At 73.8% G+C, this 19,152-nt stretch carries 18 protein-coding genes; 14 read left to right on the plus strand and 4 right to left on the minus strand.

Annotated elements, in window-relative coordinates; genetic code table 11:
* The 8 genes from ACVNF4_RS17835 to ppdK all read left to right on the plus strand — a co-directional run.
* Positions 1–506, plus strand: a 506-nt coding sequence (locus ACVNF4_RS17835) for a 4Fe-4S dicluster domain-containing protein (RefSeq protein WP_461803811.1), incomplete at its 5' end; no start/stop codon positions are given.
* Positions 503–940, plus strand: coding sequence for a cyclic nucleotide-binding domain-containing protein (locus tag ACVNF4_RS17840; RefSeq protein WP_461803812.1), 438 nt, complete (start codon positions 503–505; stop codon positions 938–940). The genes ACVNF4_RS17835 and ACVNF4_RS17840, both read left to right, overlap by 4 nt.
* Entirely contained in the window at positions 937–1,743 is an 807-nt protein-coding gene (locus ACVNF4_RS17845; RefSeq protein WP_461803813.1) for an FAD/NAD(P)-binding protein, read from the plus strand. Before ACVNF4_RS17840 ends, ACVNF4_RS17845 begins: the two co-directional genes overlap by 4 nt.
* 1 nt (position 1,744) lies before the next feature.
* Positions 1,745–2,509 (plus strand): NADH-quinone oxidoreductase subunit B family protein, encoded by a 765-nt coding sequence (locus ACVNF4_RS17850; protein ID WP_461803814.1) that lies wholly within the window; start codon positions 1,745–1,747, stop codon positions 2,507–2,509.
* Entirely contained in the window at positions 2,506–3,855 is a 1,350-nt protein-coding gene (locus ACVNF4_RS17855; RefSeq protein WP_461803815.1) for a Ni/Fe hydrogenase subunit alpha, read from the plus strand. Before ACVNF4_RS17850 ends, ACVNF4_RS17855 begins: the two co-directional genes overlap by 4 nt.
* On the plus strand, positions 3,852–4,949 hold the full coding sequence (hypD, locus tag ACVNF4_RS17860; protein ID WP_461803816.1) for a hydrogenase formation protein HypD: 1,098 nt from the start codon (positions 3,852–3,854) through the stop codon (positions 4,947–4,949). The genes ACVNF4_RS17855 and hypD overlap by 4 nt, the downstream gene beginning before the upstream one ends.
* Positions 4,946–5,980, plus strand: coding sequence for a hydrogenase expression/formation protein HypE (gene hypE / locus ACVNF4_RS17865; RefSeq protein WP_461803817.1), 1,035 nt, complete (start codon positions 4,946–4,948; stop codon positions 5,978–5,980). Before hypD ends, hypE begins: the two co-directional genes overlap by 4 nt.
* A gap of 137 nt (positions 5,981–6,117) precedes the next feature.
* Complete coding sequence (gene ppdK, locus ACVNF4_RS17870) at positions 6,118–8,772, plus strand: pyruvate, phosphate dikinase (protein ID WP_461803818.1); 2,655 nt, start codon at positions 6,118–6,120, stop codon at positions 8,770–8,772.
* A gap of 18 nt (positions 8,773–8,790) precedes the next feature.
* Here the strand turns inward: ppdK and ACVNF4_RS17875 are convergent, their stop codons facing one another.
* Positions 8,791–9,441, minus strand: a complete 651-nt coding sequence (locus ACVNF4_RS17875; protein WP_461803819.1) for an MOSC domain-containing protein — start codon at positions 9,439–9,441, stop codon at positions 8,791–8,793.
* A 168-nt stretch (positions 9,442–9,609) separates the two neighbouring features.
* Between ACVNF4_RS17875 and pflB the strand changes: the two genes are divergently transcribed.
* The gene (gene pflB, locus ACVNF4_RS17880; protein ID WP_461803820.1) at positions 9,610–11,862 is read left to right on the plus strand and encodes a formate C-acetyltransferase; all 2,253 of its coding nucleotides are present in this window, start codon (positions 9,610–9,612) and stop codon (positions 11,860–11,862) included.
* Entirely contained in the window at positions 11,853–12,590 is a 738-nt protein-coding gene (gene pflA, locus ACVNF4_RS17885) for a pyruvate formate-lyase-activating protein (protein WP_461803828.1), read from the plus strand. The genes pflB and pflA overlap by 10 nt, the downstream gene beginning before the upstream one ends.
* Here the strand turns inward: pflA and ACVNF4_RS17890 are convergent.
* Positions 12,584–14,278 (minus strand): SulP family inorganic anion transporter, encoded by a 1,695-nt coding sequence (locus ACVNF4_RS17890; protein WP_461803821.1) that lies wholly within the window; start codon positions 14,276–14,278, stop codon positions 12,584–12,586. The two genes, pflA and ACVNF4_RS17890, sit on opposite strands and share 7 nt — an antisense overlap.
* A gap of 168 nt (positions 14,279–14,446) precedes the next feature.
* On the opposite strand from ACVNF4_RS17890, the gene ACVNF4_RS17895 reads away from it, so the two are divergent.
* The 4 genes from ACVNF4_RS17895 (at position 14,447) to ACVNF4_RS17910 (ending at position 17,913) form a co-directional block, all read left to right on the plus strand.
* Complete coding sequence (locus tag ACVNF4_RS17895) at positions 14,447–15,049, plus strand: hypothetical protein (protein ID WP_461803822.1); 603 nt, start codon at positions 14,447–14,449, stop codon at positions 15,047–15,049.
* A 61-nt stretch (positions 15,050–15,110) separates the two neighbouring features.
* Positions 15,111–15,968: a universal stress protein gene (locus ACVNF4_RS17900; RefSeq protein WP_461803823.1), complete on the plus strand. Its 858-nt coding sequence runs from the start codon at positions 15,111–15,113 to the stop codon at positions 15,966–15,968.
* 44 nt (positions 15,969–16,012) lie between these two features.
* Entirely contained in the window at positions 16,013–17,035 is a 1,023-nt protein-coding gene (locus ACVNF4_RS17905) for a zinc-dependent alcohol dehydrogenase (protein ID WP_461803824.1), read from the plus strand.
* A 5-nt stretch (positions 17,036–17,040) separates the two neighbouring features.
* Positions 17,041–17,913 carry a universal stress protein gene (locus tag ACVNF4_RS17910; RefSeq protein ID WP_461803825.1) on the plus strand — a complete coding sequence of 291 codons (873 nt, stop codon included), beginning with the start codon at positions 17,041–17,043 and terminating at the stop codon, positions 17,911–17,913.
* Between the two features lie 25 nt (positions 17,914–17,938).
* Here the strand turns inward: ACVNF4_RS17910 and ACVNF4_RS17915 are convergent, their stop codons facing one another.
* Entirely contained in the window at positions 17,939–18,610 is a 672-nt protein-coding gene (locus tag ACVNF4_RS17915; protein ID WP_461803826.1) for a response regulator transcription factor, read from the minus strand.
* Positions 18,607–19,152, minus strand: a 546-nt coding sequence (locus ACVNF4_RS17920) for a sensor histidine kinase (protein ID WP_461803827.1), incomplete at its 5' end; no start/stop codon positions are given. The genes ACVNF4_RS17920 and ACVNF4_RS17915, both read right to left, overlap by 4 nt.

Consider the following 19,152-nt stretch of genomic DNA (forward strand, 5'->3'; position numbering starts at 1 on the left):
ACGCCGTCCCGCACCGCCCGGCCGACATGCTCACCGAGGCCACCGCCCGGGGCGCCGTGGACGCCGCCCGCGACCGCATGGGCCGCGCGCTGCCGCTGGTCGACGTGCGCACCCTGCTCGGTGAGAGCCTGGACGCCGCCCGCTGGGACGACATCGCCGAACGCTGCCTGACCTGCGGGAACTGCACCATGGTCTGCCCCACCTGCTTCTGCGTCACCACCGAGGAGGTCACCGACCTCACCGGCGACCACACCGAACGCTGGCAGCGCTGGGACTCCTGCTTCGACCTGGACTTCTCCCACCTGCACGAAGGACCCGTCCGGGCCTCCGGGCGCTCCCGCTACCGGCAGTGGATGACCCACAAACTCGCCACCTGGCACGACCAGTTCGGCAGCTCCGGCTGCGTCGGCTGCGGCCGGTGCGTCGCCTGGTGCCCGGCCGGCATCGACATCACCGAGGAGGCCGCCGCCCTGGAGGCCGAACGCGGGACGGAGAACGGACGATGACCGCGGACTTACCCGGCGCGCTCGGCGCCGAACACCGGGAGCGGCTCCTGAAGGCCGCCCAGGAGACGACCCTGCGCCCAGGGACCCGGCTCTTCGACGAGGGCGGCGGCGCGGACCGCTTCTGGGTCCTGCGCGACGGCACGGTCGCCCTCGACGTCCACGTCCCCGGCCGCCGCCCGCCCGTCGTCGAGACCCTCGGCGCCGGCGACCTGGTCGGCTGCTCCTGGCTCTTCGCGCCGTACGTCTGGCAGCTCGGGGCCGTCACCACCACCCCGGTCGAGGCGTACGAGTTCGACGCGGTCGCCGTGCGGCGGATGTGCGAACAGGACGCCGGCCTCGGCCGGGCGGTCGGCCAGTGGGTCGGCCAGGTGCTGGCCGGCCGTCTCGGCGCCGCCCGCACGCGCCTCGTCGACCTCTACGGAGGCCGGTCATGAGCGGCTTACCCGTACCGCACCTGGTCGTCGACCGGCGGGCGGAGACCGCGGACACGGTCACACTGCGGCTCGAACCGGTGGGGGAGGCGCTCGGCGAGTTCACGCCGGGGCAGTTCGCGATGGTGCACTGCTTCGGCCGGGGCGAGATCCCCCTGTCGGTCAGCTCCGTCCAGGCCACCGGCGGCCTCGCCCACACCGTCCGTGCCGTCGGCGCGGTCTCCGCCGGACTGTGCGCGGCCCGCGTCGGAGACGTCCTGGGCGTGCACGGCCCCTACGGCACCGGCTGGGAACTGGAACAGGCCCACGGGCAGGACGTCCTCGTCGTGGCCGGCGGCATCGGCCTCGCCCCGCTGCGCCCCCTGGTCCTCGAAGCGCTCGCCGCACCAGGCCGGTACGGCAACGTCAGCGTCCTCGCCGGGGCCCGTACCCCGGACGACCTGATCGCCCGCGACGACCTGGCGCACTGGCGGACCGCGTACACGGGAGTGACCGTCGACCGGCCCGACCCCGACTGGGACGGCGACGTCGGCGTCGTCACCCGGCTCCTCGGCCGCGCCCCGTTCACCCCGGCCCGCACCTGGGCGTTCGTCTGCGGACCCGAGCCGATGATCCGAGCCACCGCCCGCGACCTCGTCCACCTCGGCGTCGTCCCGCAGCGCGTCCGCGTCTCCCTGGAGCGCAACATGCGCTGCGCGACCGGCCACTGCGGCCACTGCCAGCTCGGCCCCCTGCTGATCTGCCGGGACGGCCCCGTCACCGGCTGGGACCGGGTCGAGCCCCTGCTGTCCGTGAGGGAGCTGTGAGATGAGCACCCCGAACACCCCCACGCTCGCCGTGTTCAAACTGGCGTCCTGCGACGGCTGCCAGCTCACCCTGCTGGACTGCGAGGACGAACTCCTCGCCCTGGCCGGCGAGGTGCGGATCGCCCACTTCCTGGAGGCGAGCAGCGCCGTCGAACCCGGCCCCTACGACCTGGCCCTCGTCGAGGGCTCGGTCACCACCCCCGCCGACGCCGACCGCGTCCACGCGATCCGCGCCGCGTCCCGGCGGCTCGTGACGATCGGCGCCTGCGCGACCGCCGGCGGCATCCAGGCCCTGCGGAACTTCGCCGACGTCGACGAGTACCGGCGCGTGGTCTACGCCCACCCCGAGTACGTCACCACCCTCGCCGACTCCACCCCTGTCTCCGCGCACGTCCCCGTCGACTTCGAACTGCGCGGCTGCCCGATCGACCGCAGCCAGCTCCTCGAAGTGCTCACCGCCCACCTCGCCGGACGCCGGCCCGACATCCCGGACCACAGCGTCTGCTTCGAGTGCAAGAGGCGCGGCACGGTCTGCGTCACCGTCGCCGACGGCACCCCCTGCCTCGGCCCCGTCACCCACGCCGGATGCGGCGCGCTGTGCCCCGCCCACCGGCGCGGCTGCTTCGGCTGCTTCGGCCCGTCCGGCTCGGTGAACCTGCCCGCCCTGATCCCGCTGCTGCGCCGCGACGGCCTCGACGAGGACGCCGTGAGCCGCTTCCTGCACACCTTCAACGCCGCCGCCTTCGACAAGGAGCTGAACCCGTGACCCACCGAGGTTCGCGTGTCCTGCACGTCGGCGCCCTGTCCCGGGTCGAGGGCGAGGGCGCGCTGAGCCTGCGCGTCCACGACGGCACCGTCACCGAGGCACGCCTGGAGATCTACGAACCGCCCCGCTTCTTCGAGGCGTTCCTGCGCGGGCGCTCCTACACCGAGCCGCCCGACATCACCGCCCGCGTGTGCGGGATCTGCCCGGTCGCCTACCAGATGAGCGCGTGCGCGGCGATCGAGGACGCCTGCGGGGTGCACGTGCCCCCACAGATCCAGGCCCTGCGCAGGCTCCTGTACTGCGGCGAGTGGATCGAGAGCCAGACCCTGCACATCCACCTCCTGCACGCCCCCGACTTCCTCGGCGTGTCCGGCGCGATCGAACTGGCCCGCACCCACCGGATGGAGGTGGAGCGGGGCCTGCGGCTGAAGAAGGCGGGCAACTCCCTCATGGAACTCGTCGGGGGACGCGCGATCCACCCCGTCAACGTCCGCCTGGGCGGCTTCCACCGCGCCCCGTCCCCGGCCGAACTCCGGTTAATCGAACCGGAGCTGAGGCGCTCCTTGGACGACGCCTGGGACACCGTCCGCTGGGTGGCCGGCTTCGACTTCCCCGACGCCCGCACCGACGCCGACCTCCTCGCCCTGGCCGCCCCCGGCACCTACGCCATCGAGAGCGGCACCCCGACCGTCCTGCGCGCCGACGGCACCACCGGCTCCTTCCCGGTCCGGGACTTCGAGCAGCGCGTCCGCGAGACCCACGTCCCGCACTCCACCGCCCTGTACTCCCGGCTCGACGGGCGCGTCCACCTCACCGGCGCCCTCGCCCGGTTCGCGGTGGGTGGACGCGGACTCTCCCCGCTGGCCCGGCAGGCGGCCGTCGAGGCGGGGCTCGGGGACCCCCGCGACGGCGCGGTGTGCCGCAACCCCTACCGCTCCGTCCTGGTCCGGGCCGTGGAGGTGGTGTACGCGGTCGAGGAGGCCCTGAGGATCATCACCACGTACGAGCCGCCCGCGCACCCCTGCACCGAGGTCCCGCCCGTCGCGGGCGTCGGACACGGCGCCACCGAGGCCCCGCGCGGACTGCTGTACCACCGCTACGCACTCGACGCCCGGGGCACCGTCACCGACGCCCGCATGGTCCCGCCCACCGCGCAGAACCAGGGCGCCATCGAGGCCGACCTGCGCCGCCTCGCCCAGCGGGCCGTCAGCGAACACGACCCGGACGACGACGAGCTGACCGCCCTGTGCGAACGGGCGATCCGCAACCACGACCCGTGCATCTCCTGCGCCACCCACTTCCTCGACCTGAGGGTCGTGCGCACCTCGGTGGACGGCTCTTCATGAGATACCTCGACGAATACCGTGACCCCGTCCTCGCCCGGCACCTGCTGGACGAGCTGAAGGCCACCGCCACCCGCCCCTGGCGGATCATGGAGGTGTGCGGCGGCCAGACCCACACCCTGGTCCGCCAGGGCATCGACGAACTCCTGCCCGCCGGCATCCGCATGATCCACGGCCCCGGCTGCCCGGTCTGCGTCACCCCGCTGGAGACCCTCGACCGGGCCATGGCGATCGCCGCCCGCCCCGGCGTGACCTTCACCAGCTTCGGCGACATGCTGCGCGTCCCCGGCACCGGCACCGACCTGCTGTCCCTGCGGGCGCGCGGCGCCGACGTCCGGGTCGTGTACGCCCCCATGGACGCCGTACGCCTCGCCGCCCGGCACCCCGACCGCGAGGTGGTGTTCCTGGCGGTCGGCTTCGAGACGACCGCGCCGGCCGTCGCGACGGCCGTGCTGCACGCCGCCCGGCTCGGCCTGGCGAACTTCTCGACGCTCGTCAGCCACGTCCTCGTGCCCCCGGCGATGACCGCGCTGCTCGACGACCCCGACCGTGAGGTCCAGGCGTTCCTCGCCGCCGGGCACGTGTGCGCGGTCACGGGCTGGCGCGAGTACGAACCGATCGCCGCCCGCCACCGGGTCCCGATCGTCGTCACCGGTTTCGAACCGCTGGACCTGCTGGAGGGCGTCCTGATGGCCGTGCGGCAACTGGAGGCGGGCCGCCACGAGGTGGAGAACCAGTACGCGCGGGCCGTGCGGCGGGCCGGGAACACCGCCGCGCAGACGGCCGTCCGCACCGTCTTCCAGGTCACCGACCGGGCCTGGCGCGGCATCGGCCCCCTGCCCGCCAGCGGGCTCGAACTCGCCGAGAAGTACACGCGGTTCGACGCGGCCCGCCGCTTCGACGTGGGCGCCCTGAGCCCCGCCGAGGACCCCGCCTGCATCGCGGGCACCATCCTCACCGGCGCCCGCCTGCCCACCGACTGCACCGCGTACGGCACCCGCTGCACACCCCGCCACCCCCTCGGCGCCCCCATGGTGTCGTCCGAGGGCACCTGCGCCGCCTTCCACGCGGCCGGACGCGTCAGGAGCGCCCCATGACCATCGAGTGCCCGGCACCCCGCCACGAGGACGAGGTCGTCCTCCTGGGCCACGGCGCCGGCGGACGGCTCACCGCCGAGCTCCTCGACCGGGTGATCCTGCCCGCGACCGACGCCGGTCCCGGCCCTCTGGAGGACGCCGCCCTCCTGCCCGGCCACCGCGACCTGGTGATCAGCACGGACGGCTTCGTCGTCAGCCCGCTGTTCTTCCCCGGCGGTGACATCGGCTCCCTCGCCGTCCACGGCACCGTCAACGACCTCGCGATGCGCGGGGCCCGGCCGCTCGCGCTGACGGTCTCCCTCGTCGTGGAGGAGGGGCTGGCGCTGGCCGACCTGCGGGCCGTCATGGGCTCGCTCGGGAAGGCGGCGCGCGAGGTGGGTGTTCCCGTGGTCGCCGGGGACACCAAGGTCGTCGGGCGGGGCGCCGCCGACAAGCTGTTCGTCACCACCACCGGCGTCGGACAGCGGCACACCGCGCTGTGCCCGTCCGCCGCGCTCGCCCGCCCCGGCGACGCGGTCCTGCTCTCCGGGCCCGTCGCACTGCACGGCACGACCGTCCTCAGCACCCGGGAAGGGCTCGGCTTCGAGAGCGCCATCGCCTCCGACACCCGCCCCCTGCACCGGCTGGTCGCCGCCCTCGCCCCGCTGGGCCCCGCCGTCCACACCCTGCGCGACCCCACCCGGGGCGGCCTCGCCGCCGCCCTCAACGAGATCGCCCGGGACTCCCACGTCGCCGTCGAGATCGACGAACCCGCCGTCCCCGTCCCCGGTCCGGTCGCCGCCGCCTGCGACCTCCTCGGCCTCGACCCCCTCGTCGTCGCCAACGAAGGCTGCCTCGTCGCCTTCGTCACCCCCGACGCGGCCGACGCGGCACTGACCGCCCTGCGCTCCCTGCCGGAGGGCACGGAAGCCGTCCGCATCGGCGAGGTCCTCCCCGCCGGCCCCGTCGGCCGGGTCACCCTGCGCACCCTGGTCGGCGCCCGGCGCCTCGTCGACATGCCGCTGGGGGAACTCCTGCCGCGGATCTGCTGACGGGGGGCCGAACGGCCCCCGGTACGCCCCCTGCGGCCCATGCCCCGCGGCAGCGCGCGGCGTGACGCTGGCGATGCGGGCGGGCTCCGTGCCCGCCGCAGCGCACGCAACCGACACCGAGAGGCGGAACGACCCCGATGGACAAGCCGACCAAGTACGTCTACACGTTCGCCGAGGGCGGCCGGGAGATGGCTGCCCTCCTCGGTGGGAAGGGCGCCGGGCTCGCGGAGATGACGCGGCTCGGGCTCCCTGTGCCGCCCGGGTTCACCGTCAGCACCGAGGCGTGTGTCGCCTACCTGGAGACCGGGCACGAGCCGGAGGCGCTCGGCGTCGAGGTGGCCCGTGCGCTGGCCGGGCTGGAGCGGGCCATGGGACGTACGCTCGGCGCTGCCGAGGACCCGCTGCTGGTGTCGGTGCGTTCCGGGGCCCGCTTCTCCATGCCGGGGATGATGGACACCGTCCTCGACCTCGGGCTCAACGACACGTCGGTCACCGGGCTGGCGAAGGCGTCCGGCAGGGAGCGGTTCGCCTGGGACTCCTACCGGCGGCTGGTGCAGATGTTCGGTCACACCGTGATGGGCGTGGACGCCGGCCTGTTCGAGGCGGCCATGGCCGGGCGCGGGCCGGACACGCTCGAACTCCCCGTCCTCGTCGAGGAGTTCAAGGACATCATCCGCAAGGAGACCGGCGAGGAGTTCCCGCAGGACCCCGGCGAGCAGCTCGTCCGGGCGATCCGCGCCGTCTTCGACTCCTGGAACGGCGAACGCGCCCGCGTCTACCGCCGCCGCGAGCACATCTCCGACGGCCTCGGCACCGCCGTCAACGTCCAGGCGATGGTCTACGGCAACCTCGGCCCCGACTCCGGCACCGGCGTCGCCTTCACCCGCGACCCCGCGACCGGGGAACGCGGCCTGTACGGCGACTACCTGCCCGACGCGCAGGGCGAGGACGTCGTCGCCGGGGTCCGCGACGCCGTCCCGCTCGCCGAACTGAAAACGCACGTCCCGCGCGCCCACACCGAACTCGCCGGCCACCTGCGGACGCTGGAGAACCACTACCGGGACCTGTGCGACGTCGAGTTCACCGTGGAGCGCGGCCGGCTGTGGATCCTCCAGACCCGGATCGGCAAACGCACCGCGGAGGCCGCCTTCCGCATCGCGCACGACCTGTGCGAGGAGGGCACCGTCAGCGCGGACGAGGCGCTGGTCCGGGTGGACGGCGCCGGACTGACCCGGCTGATGTTCCCGCGCTTCGCCACCCACCCCGACGACACGCCCCTCGCGCACGGCGTGCCCGCCTCGCCGGGCGCCGCAGTCGGGGTCGCCGTCTTCGACTCCGCCGAGGCCGTCCGCCGCCGCGCCGCCGGGGAACGCACCGTCCTGGTCCGCCGCGAGACCGCACCCGACGACCTGCCCGGCATGATCGCCGCCGAGGCCGTCCTGACCAGCCGCGGCGGCAAGACCAGCCACGCCGCCGTCGTCGCCCGAGGCATGGGCAAGGTGTGCGTGTGCGGCGCCGACTCCCTCACCGTCGACCCCGACGCCCGCCTCCTGACCACCGCCGACGGGACCGTCGTCCGCGAGGGCGACACCCTCTCCGTCGACGGCACCACGGGCACCGTCCACCTCGGCGCACTCCCGCTCACCGCCTCCGACGTCACCCGCGCCCTGGAGAGCGGCACCGCGACCGGGCCGCTCACCGAGGCGGTCCTGACCAGCCTCGCGCACGCCGACTCCGTCCGCCGCCTTCAGGTGCGCGCCAACGCCGACACCCCCGAGGACGCGGCGCGCGCCCGCGCGCTGGGCGCCCAGGGCATCGGGCTGTGCCGCACCGAGCACATGTTCCTCGGTGAACGCCGCGCCCTCGTCGAGGCGATGATCCTCGCCCGGGACGACGCCGCCCGCGAACAAGCCCTCGCCGCCCTGCTGCCGCTCCAGCGCGACGACTTCACCGGCATCCTGGCGGCCATGGACGGCCTGCCGGTGACGATCCGGCTCCTGGACCCGCCACTGCACGAGTTCCTGCCCGACCGCACCGCCCTCGCCGTCCGCCTCGCGACCACCGAGCACCCCGACCCTCACGACCGTGAACTCCTCGACGCCGTCGAGCACATGCGCGAGCAGAACCCCATGCTCGGCCTGCGCGGCGTCCGCCTGGGACTGGCCGTACCCGGCCTCATGGCGATGCAGGTGCGGGCCGTCGCCGAGGCCGTCGTCCGGCGGCTGCGGGGCGGCGGCAGGCCCCGCGCCGAGATCATGGTCCCGCTCGTCGGCACCACCGAGGAACTGCGGCTGGCCTGCGCCGAGACCGCACGCGTCCTCGCCGAGGTCGCCGCCGAGACGGGGGAGCGGATGGACCTGCCGATCGGCACGATGATCGAACTGCCGCGCGCCGCGCTGATCGCCGGCCGCCTCGCCGAGACCGCCGACTTCTTCTCCTTCGGCACCAACGACCTCACCCAGACGACCTGGGGCCTGTCCCGCGACGACGCCGAGGCGTCCTTCTTCCCGCTCTACCTGGAGAAAGGCGTCTTCGCCGCCTCCCCCTTCGAGACGATCGACGAGGACGGCGTCGGCCGGCTGGTCGAACTCGCCACCACCACCGGCCGGGCCGCCAACCCCCGCCTGGAGACCGGCGTCTGCGGCGAACACGGCGGCGACCCCGCGTCCATCCGCTTCTTCCACCGCACCGGCCTCGACTACGTCTCCTGCTCCCCCTTCCGCATCCCCGCCGCCCGCCTCGAAGCAGGACGGGCGGCGCTGGAGGGCACGGAGGTGAGCGACAGCAGGTGAACGGCGGTCAGCGGCCGGTCACCCGGTCGTGCGCCTGCGGGCCCGCTCCTTCTCCCCCTCGGGCAGCGCGTCGGCGGCCAGCAGCCGTGGCAGGAGGTCCGGTTCGAGGGTCATCGCGCGGAAGACGACTGCGACGGTCACGTCGTGGTCGGGCCGGTGGACGATCTCGACCGGGTCGGACGCCCGGATGTCCCCCGGCTCGATCACACGAAGGTAGGCGCCCGGCACCGCGGCCCGCGTGAACCGCTTGATCCAGCCGTCCTGCTCCAGCCAGCCCTGGAACGTCCCGCAGGGGATCCGCGCGCACGACACCTCCAGGACGACGTCCGGACCGATCCGCCAACGCTCGCCGATCAGGGCGCCGTTGACGTCGACGCCGTGCGTCGTGAGGTTCTCGCCGAAGACGCCGTCGGCGAGCGGCCTGCCCAACTCGGCCTCCCACCGGTCGAGATCCTCGCGGGCATAGGCGTAGACGGCCTGATCGGTGCCGCCGTGGTGCTGCACGTCGTAGACGCGGTCGCCCGCGAGACCGACCGCCCCGGTGCCCTTGGGGCCGGGGGCGGTGACGGCGACCGGGCCGTCCACGGGCCGCTTGTCGATGCCCGTCGCGCTGATGCCCTTCCAGGGGTTGGGCCGAGGCCTGCCGACATTGACGGAGAGCAGCTTCATGCGCGCGAGGCTACGGGCCCGCGTACGCCGGGGGCGACCCATTTCCCTGGTCGACCCTCGGCCCGGGGCCGAACGGCCCAGGTACGGGCCCTGTCCGGCACTCCCGGCCGTGATCTGCGGCGACGAGCATCGAGACACGAGGCACCCAGCGCGAGGAGAGGAACGGCGATGACCGTGACAGCCGGGGACCGGACGGCACAGGCGTGGCGCGGCTTCAGTGGAGCGCACTGGCGTGAACGGATCGACGTCCGCGACTTCATCCAGGCCAACTACACCCCCTACGAGGGCGACCCCGCCTTCCTGACCGGCCCCACCGACCGCACCCGGGCCGTCTGGGCGAAGGTCAGCGCCCTGTTCCCCGAGGAACGTGCCCGGGGCATCCTCGACGTGGACACCGCGACCCCCTCCACGATCACCTCCCACGCCCCCGGCTGGATCGACCGCGACCGCGAACTGATCGTGGGCCTCCAGACGGACGCCCCCCTCAAGCGCGCGATCATGCCGAACGGCGGCCTGCGCATGGTCGAGAACGGCCTCAAGGCGTACGGCTACGCACCCGACCCGTTCGTCACGAAGGTCTTCGGCACCTACCGCAAGACCCACAACGACGGCGTCTTCGACGCGTACACCCCCGAGATGCGCGCCGCCCGCCGGGCCGGCGTCGTCACCGGACTGCCCGACGCCTACGGACGCGGCCGGATCATCGGCGACTACCGGCGCGTCGCCCTCTACGGCACAGCCCGCCTCACCGAGGCCAAGAAGGCCGAGCGTGCCCTGCTGGACGCCCGGGCCTCCAGCCCCGACGTCATCCGCGACCGCGAGGAACTCGCCGAACAGATCAAGGCACTCGGCGAACTGACGACGATGGCCGCGACCTACGGCTGCGACGTCTCCCGCCCCGCCGCCACCGCCCACGAGGCCGTGCAGTGGCTCTACCTCGGCTACCTCGCCGCCGTGAAGGAGCAGAACGGCGCCGCGATGTCCCTGGGCCGCACCTCGACCTTCCTGGACGTCTACTTCCAGCGGGACCTGACCGACGGCCTCCTCGACGAGACCCGCGCCCAGGAACTCGTCGACGACTTCGTGATCAAGCTGCGCATCGTCCGCTTCCTGCGCACCCCCGAGTACGACGCCCTCTTCTCCGGCGACCCCACCTGGGTCACGGAGTCCATCGGCGGCATGGGCGCCGACGGCCGCACCCTCGTCACCCGCACCTCCTTCCGCTTCCTCCAGACCCTGTACAACCTCGGCCCCGCCCCGGAACCCAACCTCACCGTCCTGTGGTCACCCCGGCTGCCCGCCCCCTTCAAGGAGTTCTGCGCCCGGGTCTCCATCGACACCAGCGCCGTCCAGTACGAGTCCGACGAACTCACCCGCCCGCACACCGGCGACGACACCGCCATCGCCTGCTGCGTCTCCGCCATGACGGTCGGCCGTCAGATGCAGTTCTTCGGCGCCCGCGTCAACCTCGCCAAGGCGCTCCTGTACGCCGTCAACGGCGGCCGGGACGAGATGACCGGCGACCAGATCGCCCCCGCCACGCCACCGCTGACGGGGGAGTACCTGGAGTACGAGGAGCTGTCCGCCGCGTACGACAAGGTCCTGGACTGGCTGGCCGGGACGTACGTGAACACCCTCAACGTCATCCACTACATGCACGACAAGTACGCCTACGAACGGCTGGAGATGGCCCTGCACAACCACCCCGTGCACCGCACGATGGCCTGCGGCATCGCGGGCCTGTCCGTCGCCGCCGACAGCCTGTCCGCCGTCAAGTACGCGCGCGTGCGGGTGTTCCGGGACGCCACCGGCCTCGCCGTCGACTTCCGCACCGAGGGCGACTTCCCCGCGTACGGCAACAACGACGACCGCGCCGACAACATCGCCGTCGGCCTCGTCGAGTCGTTCATGGCGAAGGTCCGCCGCCACCCCACCTACCGGGACGCCGAGCACACCCAGTCCGTCCTGACGATCACCTCGAACGTCGTCTACGGCAAGCACACCGGCAACACCCCCGACGGCCGCCGCGCCGGACAGCCCTTCGCGCCGGGCGCCAACCCGATGAACGGCCGCGACCGGCACGGCGTCGCCGCCTCCGCCCTGTCGGTGGCGAAACTTCCGTACACCGAGGCCCGTGACGGCATCTCGCTCACCACGACCATCACCCCCGAGGGCCTCGGCCACAACCCGGCGGAACGCGCCGGGAACCTCGTCGGCATCCTCGACGCCTACACGGCGACCGGCGGCTTCCACATGAACGTCAACGTCCTGGACCGGGCCACCCTTGAGGACGCCATGGAGCACCCGGAGAAGTACCCGGACCTCACCATCCGGGTCTCCGGATACGCCGTCCACTTCGTCCGCCTGACCCGCGAGCAGCAGCTCGACGTGATCGGCCGCACCTTCCACGGATCGCTGTGACCACCACCGGCCGCGTCCACTCCTGGGACCTGTCGACCGGCGTCGACGGTCCCGGGACCCGGTTCGTGCTCTTCGTCTCCGGCTGCCCGCTGCGCTGCCTGTACTGCGCCAACCCGGACACCTGGCACCCGCGCGACGGCAAGGAGACCACCGTCGACGAGGTGATGGCGCGGATCGAAAGACACCGCCCCTTCCTCACCGCGGCCGGCGGCGGCGTCACCCTCACGGGCGGCGAACCGCTCCTCCAGCCCGCCTTCACCGGCGAGATCCTGCGCCGCTGCAAGGCACTCGGACTGCACACCGCCCTCGACACCTCCGGCCTTCTCGGCGACCGCGCCGACGACACCCTCCTCGCCCGCACCGACCTCGTCCTGCTGGACATCAAGTCCTTCGACGTCACCACCTACCGCCGCCTCACCGGCGGCCGGCTCACCCCCACTCTCAACTTCGCGACCCGCCTCGACCGCCTCGGCATCCCGATGTGGATCCGGTACGTCCTGGTCCCCGGCTGGACGGACGACCCGGACGCCGTGGACGGCCTGGCCCGCTTCACAGCCGGCCTCCCTTCCGTGGACCGCGTCGACGTCCTGCCCTTCCACAAGCTCGGCGCCCACAAGTACGACGCCCTCGGCATCCCCTTCCCGCTGCGCGACACCCCGACCCCGACCCCGGAGCTGACCGAGACCGTCCGCGCCCGGTTCCGCGCACAGGGCGTCCCCGCCTACTGACGCCGCTCCCAGGCCCGATAGGCGGCCACCGCCGTCGGCAGCGTCGGGAAGATCCGCTCCTCGCCGACCGACTCCACGAGCCCGTACGCCCGCAGATCGGCCAGCAGATCCTGCTTGACCCGCGCGAAGGCGAACACCACGCCCCGGCGGCCGAGTTCACGGCGCAGCTCGTCGACGGCGTCCAGCGCGGTGATGTCGACCTCGACGTTGGCCTCCGCGTTGAGGACGAACCAGCGCACCGGCCCGGTCTGCTCGTCGACGGCGGCCAGCGCCCGGCGCCGGAAGTCCTCCGCGTTCGCGAAGAACAGCGGCGAGTCGTACCGGTACACCAGCAGCCCCGGGACCGTGCGGGCCTGCGGGTAGTCGTCCACGTCGTGCATCCCCGCCACCCCGGGCACCAGCCCCTCGACCGCGTCGTGCGGACGCGCCACCCGGCTCAGCAGCTCGGCCACCGACAGACCGACGGCCACGATCACCCCGTACAGGATGTCCAGGGCGAGCACACCGGCCAGACAGCCCAGCGCCAGGAGGAGTTCGCGGCGGCGGAAGGACGCCAGGCGCCGGAAACCCGCGAGGTCGAACATCCGGGTCGCCGCGTACACGACGAGCGCACCGAGGACCGCCGACGGCATCCGGGTCAGCAGCGGGCTGAGGAACAGCAGGACGGCCAGCACCACCGCCCCCGCGACCAGCGAGTACGCCTGGCTGTGGGCGCGCGCCGAGGAGGCGAGCGCGGTGCGGCTGGCGCTGCTGGACACCGGGAAGCCGTGCAGGGCGCCCGCGCCGAGGTTGGCCGCGCCGAGCGCCAGGAACTCCTGGTCGGCGTCGATCCCGGGACCGTCGCTGAACGCGCGGGCGGTCAGGACGAAGTCCGTGTAGGCGACCAGCAGCACGCCCAGCGCGGGCAGCACGAGGTGCGGCAGCTCGCCCAGGGCGGGGACGGCCGCGGACGGCAGGCCGGACGGGACCTCGCCGATCACCTTCAGGCCGTAGCGCCCGTCGAGGCCGAAGGCGGCGACGGCGGCCGTGGCCAGGACGACCAGCAGCAGCGGGCCCGGCACCGACCGCGCGTACCGGGCCGTCAGGAGCAGGAACGCCAGGGCGGCGGCGGAGAGGGCCACGGTGGCGGGGTGGACGTCCGGCACGTGGCGGACGAAGGACCACAGCTGGGGGAGGAACTCCTCGCCCCGCGTGCGCACCCCGGTCAGCTTCGGCAGCTGGTCCACCGTCATGATCAGGGCCACGCCGGTCAGATAGCCGACGAGGACCGGGCGCGACAGCAGGTCCGCGAGGAACCCCAGCCGCACCGCACGGGCGGCCAGGCACAGCAGACCGACCGTCACCGCGAGGGCCGCCGCCAGCGACGCGTACCGCGCGGGATCGCCGGCCGCGAGCGGCGCGACCACCGTCGCCGTCATCAAGGCGGTCGTCGACTCCGGCCCCACCGACAACAGCCGCGACGACCCGAACACGGCGTACAGCGCGAGCGCCGGCAGGATCGCCCACAGCCCCGCGACCGGCGGCAGCCCGGCCACCCCCGCGTACGCCATGACCTGCGGCACGAGATACGCGGCCACCGTCACCCCGGCGAGCAGGTCGCCGGTCAGCCACGCGCGCCGGTAGCCCATGAGCGTGGCGAGACCGGGCGCCAGGCGGTGCCACTGCGGGGTGCGCGGGTCCTCGGGCATCTCCTGCCTTCCGTCGGGTGCCCTCATGATCCACCCGGCCGACCGGTTCGACATCAGGGCCGTTCGGCCCCGGGACGGCGGACCTTCGGCATCCGGCGCTCCCGGGGCCCCGGGAGAAGAGTGAGGAGTGCCGGACAACGCCCCGAACCCCGAGAGGAAACCACCGTCATGGTCGTGCACGAGCAGCACCCTCACCACGCCTTCGGATTCCGTGCCCGCCTGTCCCTGTCGAAGAGCGAGACGGCGATCACGCACACCGCGTCGGAGTACGCCCTGGCCTCGCTGCGGCTGCTGACGGGGTTCGTGTTCCTGTGGGCGTTCCTCGACAAGACCTTCGGCCTCGGCTACGCCACCGCCTCCGGCAAGGGCTGGATCGACGGCGGCTCGCCCACGCAGGGCTTCCTGTCGCACGTCTCCGCCGGACCGATGCAGTCGACGTTCCACTCCTGGGCCGGCGACACCTGGGCCGACTGGCTGTTCATGCTGGCCCTCCTCGGCATCGGCCTCGCCCTCACCACCGGCGTCGCCCTGCGCCTGACCGCCCTCGCGGGGACCGTCCTGATGGCGTTCATGTGGATCGCCGAGTGGCCACCGGCCAAGCACCTCTTCGACGGCACGCCCAGCATGTCCACCAACCCCTTCGCCGACTACCACCTGATCTACGCGATCATCCTGATCGCCCTCGCCGCGACCGCCGCCGGCGACGCGCTGGGCCTCGGCCGCCTGTGGGCCCGGCTCCCCTTCGTCCGCGACCACACCTGGCTGCGCTGAACCCCGGACGCGCGGTGGGCCCGCTCTCCCGGCCCACCGCGCTCACAAGGAGGTGGACCTGATGTCCCGTACCGTCACCGTCGGCCTGGACGGCTCCCCCGAGAGCCTGGCCGCCGCCGACTGGGCCGCCGGTGAGGCGCTCTCGCTCGGCCTGCCGCTGAGACTCGTCCAGGTCTGGGAGCCGGTCCCCGCGCCGATGGCCCAGGCCCCGCTGCTCGGCCCGGAGACCCACCAGCACTGGACCGACCGCATCCCCCGGGAGGCCGCGCGGACCGTCCGGCGGCGCCACCCCGGCGTCGAGGTGAGCACCGAGCAGGTCACCGGCAACCCCGCGGACGCCCTGACCGAGGCCGCCAAGGACGCCGAGTTCCTCGTCCTCGGCTCACGCGGACTCGGCGGCCTCACCGGCTTCCTGGCCGGTTCGGTCGGCCTCTCCGTCGTCGCCCACTGCGAACGGCCCGTGGTGTTCGTCAAGCAGACCCCGCCGGTGCCCGCCGGACCCGTCGTCCTCGGCCTGGACACCGACCGGCCGGACGCCGAGCTGATCGAGTTCGCCTTCGAGGCCGCCACCCGCCGGGGCGTGTCGCTGCGTGTGGTGCACGCCTGGAACCCGCCCCCGTACATCGCGTACGGAACGCCCGCCGACCCGGTCGTGCACGACACCTTCCTCCAGAGCGAAGGGGAGACGCTGACGGCGGTGCTGCGGCCCTGGCGGCACGCGCTCCCGGACGTCCAGGTCACCGAGGACGTCCGGTACGGCAACCCGGCGGTGCAACTTGTGGACGCCGCCCGGAACGCGTCCCTGGTCGTCGTCGGACGGCGTGCCCGGCGCAACCCGCTCGGGACGCACATCGGGCACGTCACCCACGCCGTGCTGCACCACTGCGCCGCTCCTGTCGCTGTCGTCCCGCATCCCTGAGAACCCCCTGAGCCCCACGAGAATTCTTGAGAAGAGGAACCCCCATGAAGGCAGCGGTCGTTCGAGCTTTCGGTGAACCCCTGGTCATCGAGGAGCGGCCCGACCCGGAGCCCGGTCCCGGGCAGGTCCGGGTGCGGGTCGAGGCGTCCGGGCTGTGCCACACCGACATCCACGCCGCGCACGGTGACTGGCCCGTGAAGCCGACGCCGCCGTTCGTCCCCGGGCACGAGGGCGTCGGGCTGGTCGAGGCGCTCGGTGCGGGGGTCACCTCGCTGAGCGTGGGGCAGCGGGTCGCGGTGCCCTGGCTGGGGCGGGCGTGCGGGCGGTGCGAGCACTGCCTGTCCGGGTGGGAGACGCTGTGCGAGGCGCAGGTCAACACCGGGTACGGGTGCGACGGCGGATACGCCGAGAAGATGCTCGCGTGGGCCGACTTCGCGCAGCCCGTCCCCGACGGGGTCTCCCCGTTCGACGCCGCCCCCCTCACCTGCGCCGGCGTCACCACGTACAAGGCCCTCAAGGTCGCCGGCGTGCGGCCCGCCCAGCTCGTCGCCGTGTCCGGCGTCGGCGGGCTCGGCCACCTCGCCGTGCAGTACGCGAAGATCGCCGGGGCGACCGTCGCCGCGATCGACGTCACCGACGACAAGCTCGACCTCGCCGCCCGCCTCGGCGCCGACCTCGTCATCGACGCCCGCAAACAGAACGTCGGCGAGGTGCTCAAGCGGCACGGCGGGGCCCACGCGGCGATCGCCCTCGCGGTGAACGACGCGGCCTTCGAGGCGGTCAACTCCGGGCTGCGGCGCGGCGGGAAGCTCGTCATGGTCGCCCTGCCCGCGCACGGCACGGTCCGGCTGCCGATCTTCGACACCGTCCTGAACGGCACGAGCGTCATCGGCTCGATCGTCGGCACCCGGCAGGACCTCGCCGAGGTCTTCCAGCTGCACGCGGAGGGCCGCACCCAGGTCATGTACGAGACCCGGCCGCTCACCTCCGTGAACGAGTCCATCGACGCGGTGCTGCGCGGCGAGGTCAGGGCCCGGATCGTGTTCGACCTGGGCGCGGGGCGGTGAACGCGATGACACCCCCGGTCGTCGTCGGCGTCGACGGCTCCGAGTCCGCGCTGCGGGCCGTGGACCTGGCGGCGGACGAAGCCGCGCTGCGCGGGGTGCCGCTGCGGGTGGTGTACGCGTCCCTGTGGGAGCGCTACGAGGGCTCCTCGCTCGCGCCGGGCCACGGCAAGCCCGCGGAGCGGCTCGGCGCCGAGGACGTCCTGCGTACCGCCGAACACCGGGCGAACCTGCGCCGGCCCGGGGTCGCGGTCGCCCTCGACGTCCTGCCGGAGGAACCCGAGTACGCGCTCGTCCGCGAGGGACGTGAGGCATGCCTGCTGGTGCTCGGCACCCGTGGGCGCGGGGCACTGGCCGAGCTGCTGCTCGGCTCGGTGAGCCTGGCCGTCGCCGCCCGCGCCGGCTGCCCGGTGATCGTGGTGCGCGGCGGCCACGACAACCGGGTCACGGCGGACGGACAGGGCCGGATCGCCGTCGGGGTCGGCGACAAGGGGACGGATTCGGCGGCCCTGGACTTCGCCGTCCGGGAGGCGCGGCTGCGGAACGCCACCGTGGACGCCGTCCGCGCCTGGCGCTGCCCGGCCCGCGAGTCGACCGACATTCCGCTCCTCGCCGGGGAACCCGCCCGGCTGCACGAACAGCAGGCCGTCGAGGTGCTGGACCGGGCGCTCAAGGACATGCCCGCGGACGTGCACGTGACACGGCAGGTCGTCGAGGGGCACCCGCGCGCGGCCTTGCTCGCGGCCTCGTACGGCGCCGACCTGCTGGTCGTCGGCGCCCGGCGCCACCCGGGGCACCTCGGCCTCCAGCTCGGGCGCGTCGCCCACGCCGTCCTGCACCACAGCGCTTGTGCCGTCGCGGTCGTGCCCGAAACGGCGTGAGCACCGGGGCCGGCTGAGGCGTGCCTCAGCCGGTGAACCCCGGCACCACCAGACCGGACTCGTACGCGATCACCACCGCGTGGGTCCGGTTCTGCGCGCCGAGCTTGGTCAGGACGTTCCCGACGTGGGTCTTCGTGGTCTCCGGGCTCACCGTGAGCGAGTGCGCGATCTCCGGGTTGGACAGGCCGGTGGCCATCAGCCGCAGCACCTCCTCCTCGCGGGCTGTCAGCGCGGCCTGCGGCAGGGCCTCGGCGGAGTTCAGCGGGCGGGCGGTGACCATGCGGCGCAGTGCGGCCGGGAAGAGGATCGCCTCCCCGGCCGCCACCACCCGTACCGCCTCGGCGATCTGCCGGACCGGCAGCCGCTTGAGGACGAAGCCGCTCGCTCCGGCGCCGAGCGCGGCGGTGACGTGACCGTCGTTCTCGAAGGTGGTGATCACTACGACCTTCGGCGGTTCGGCCGACTCGGCCAGCAGCTCCCGGGTGGCGTCGATCCCGCTTCGGCGGGGCATCCGGACGTCCATCAGGACCACGTCCGGCCGCAGTCGCCGCGCCCGCTCGACCGCCTCCACGCCGTCGGCGGCCTCGCCGACGACCTCGATCCCCGGCTGGGCCGCGAGCAGCAGGCGCAGACCGCTGCGGGTCACCTCGTCGTCGTCCGCGATCAGCAGGGTGACCGGGGTGTCGGTGCGGGTCATGCCGGCACCCGCACCGGCAGCCGGACCGCCAGCCGCCAGTGCCCTGGCCCGTCCGGGCCGGCCTCGAACCGGCCGTGCAGCAGCCGCACGCGTTCGGCGAGCCCGAGCAGGCCGTGCCCGGACGTCGGGAAGTCACCGGGGCCCGCGTCCGGCGGGGTCCGGTTGACGACACTCAGCTCCAGCGCGTCCGGCGTGGCCGCCACCCGGACCTCGATCGGACCGCCCGCCCCGTGCCGCAGCGCGTTCGTCAGCCCCTCCTGGAGGATCCGGTACGCCGCCCGGGAGAGCGTCCCCCGCACCCGCTCCGGTTCGCCCGACAGCTCCGGCTCCACCACCGCGCCCGCGTGCCGCAGCCGGTCGAGCAGCTCGGGCAGGTCGGCCAGGGTCCGGGCCGGCGCCGTCCCCGGCTTCTCCTCGCGCAGCACGCCCAGCACGTGGTCCAGGTCCTCCAGCGCGGCCCGGGTGGACTCCTCGATGCTGCGCAGGGCGGCCCGCGCGGCGGCCGGGTCGGTGGACAGCAACTCGCCCGCCACCGCCGCCTG

This window comes from Streptomyces sp. S6 (assembly GCF_054880855.1).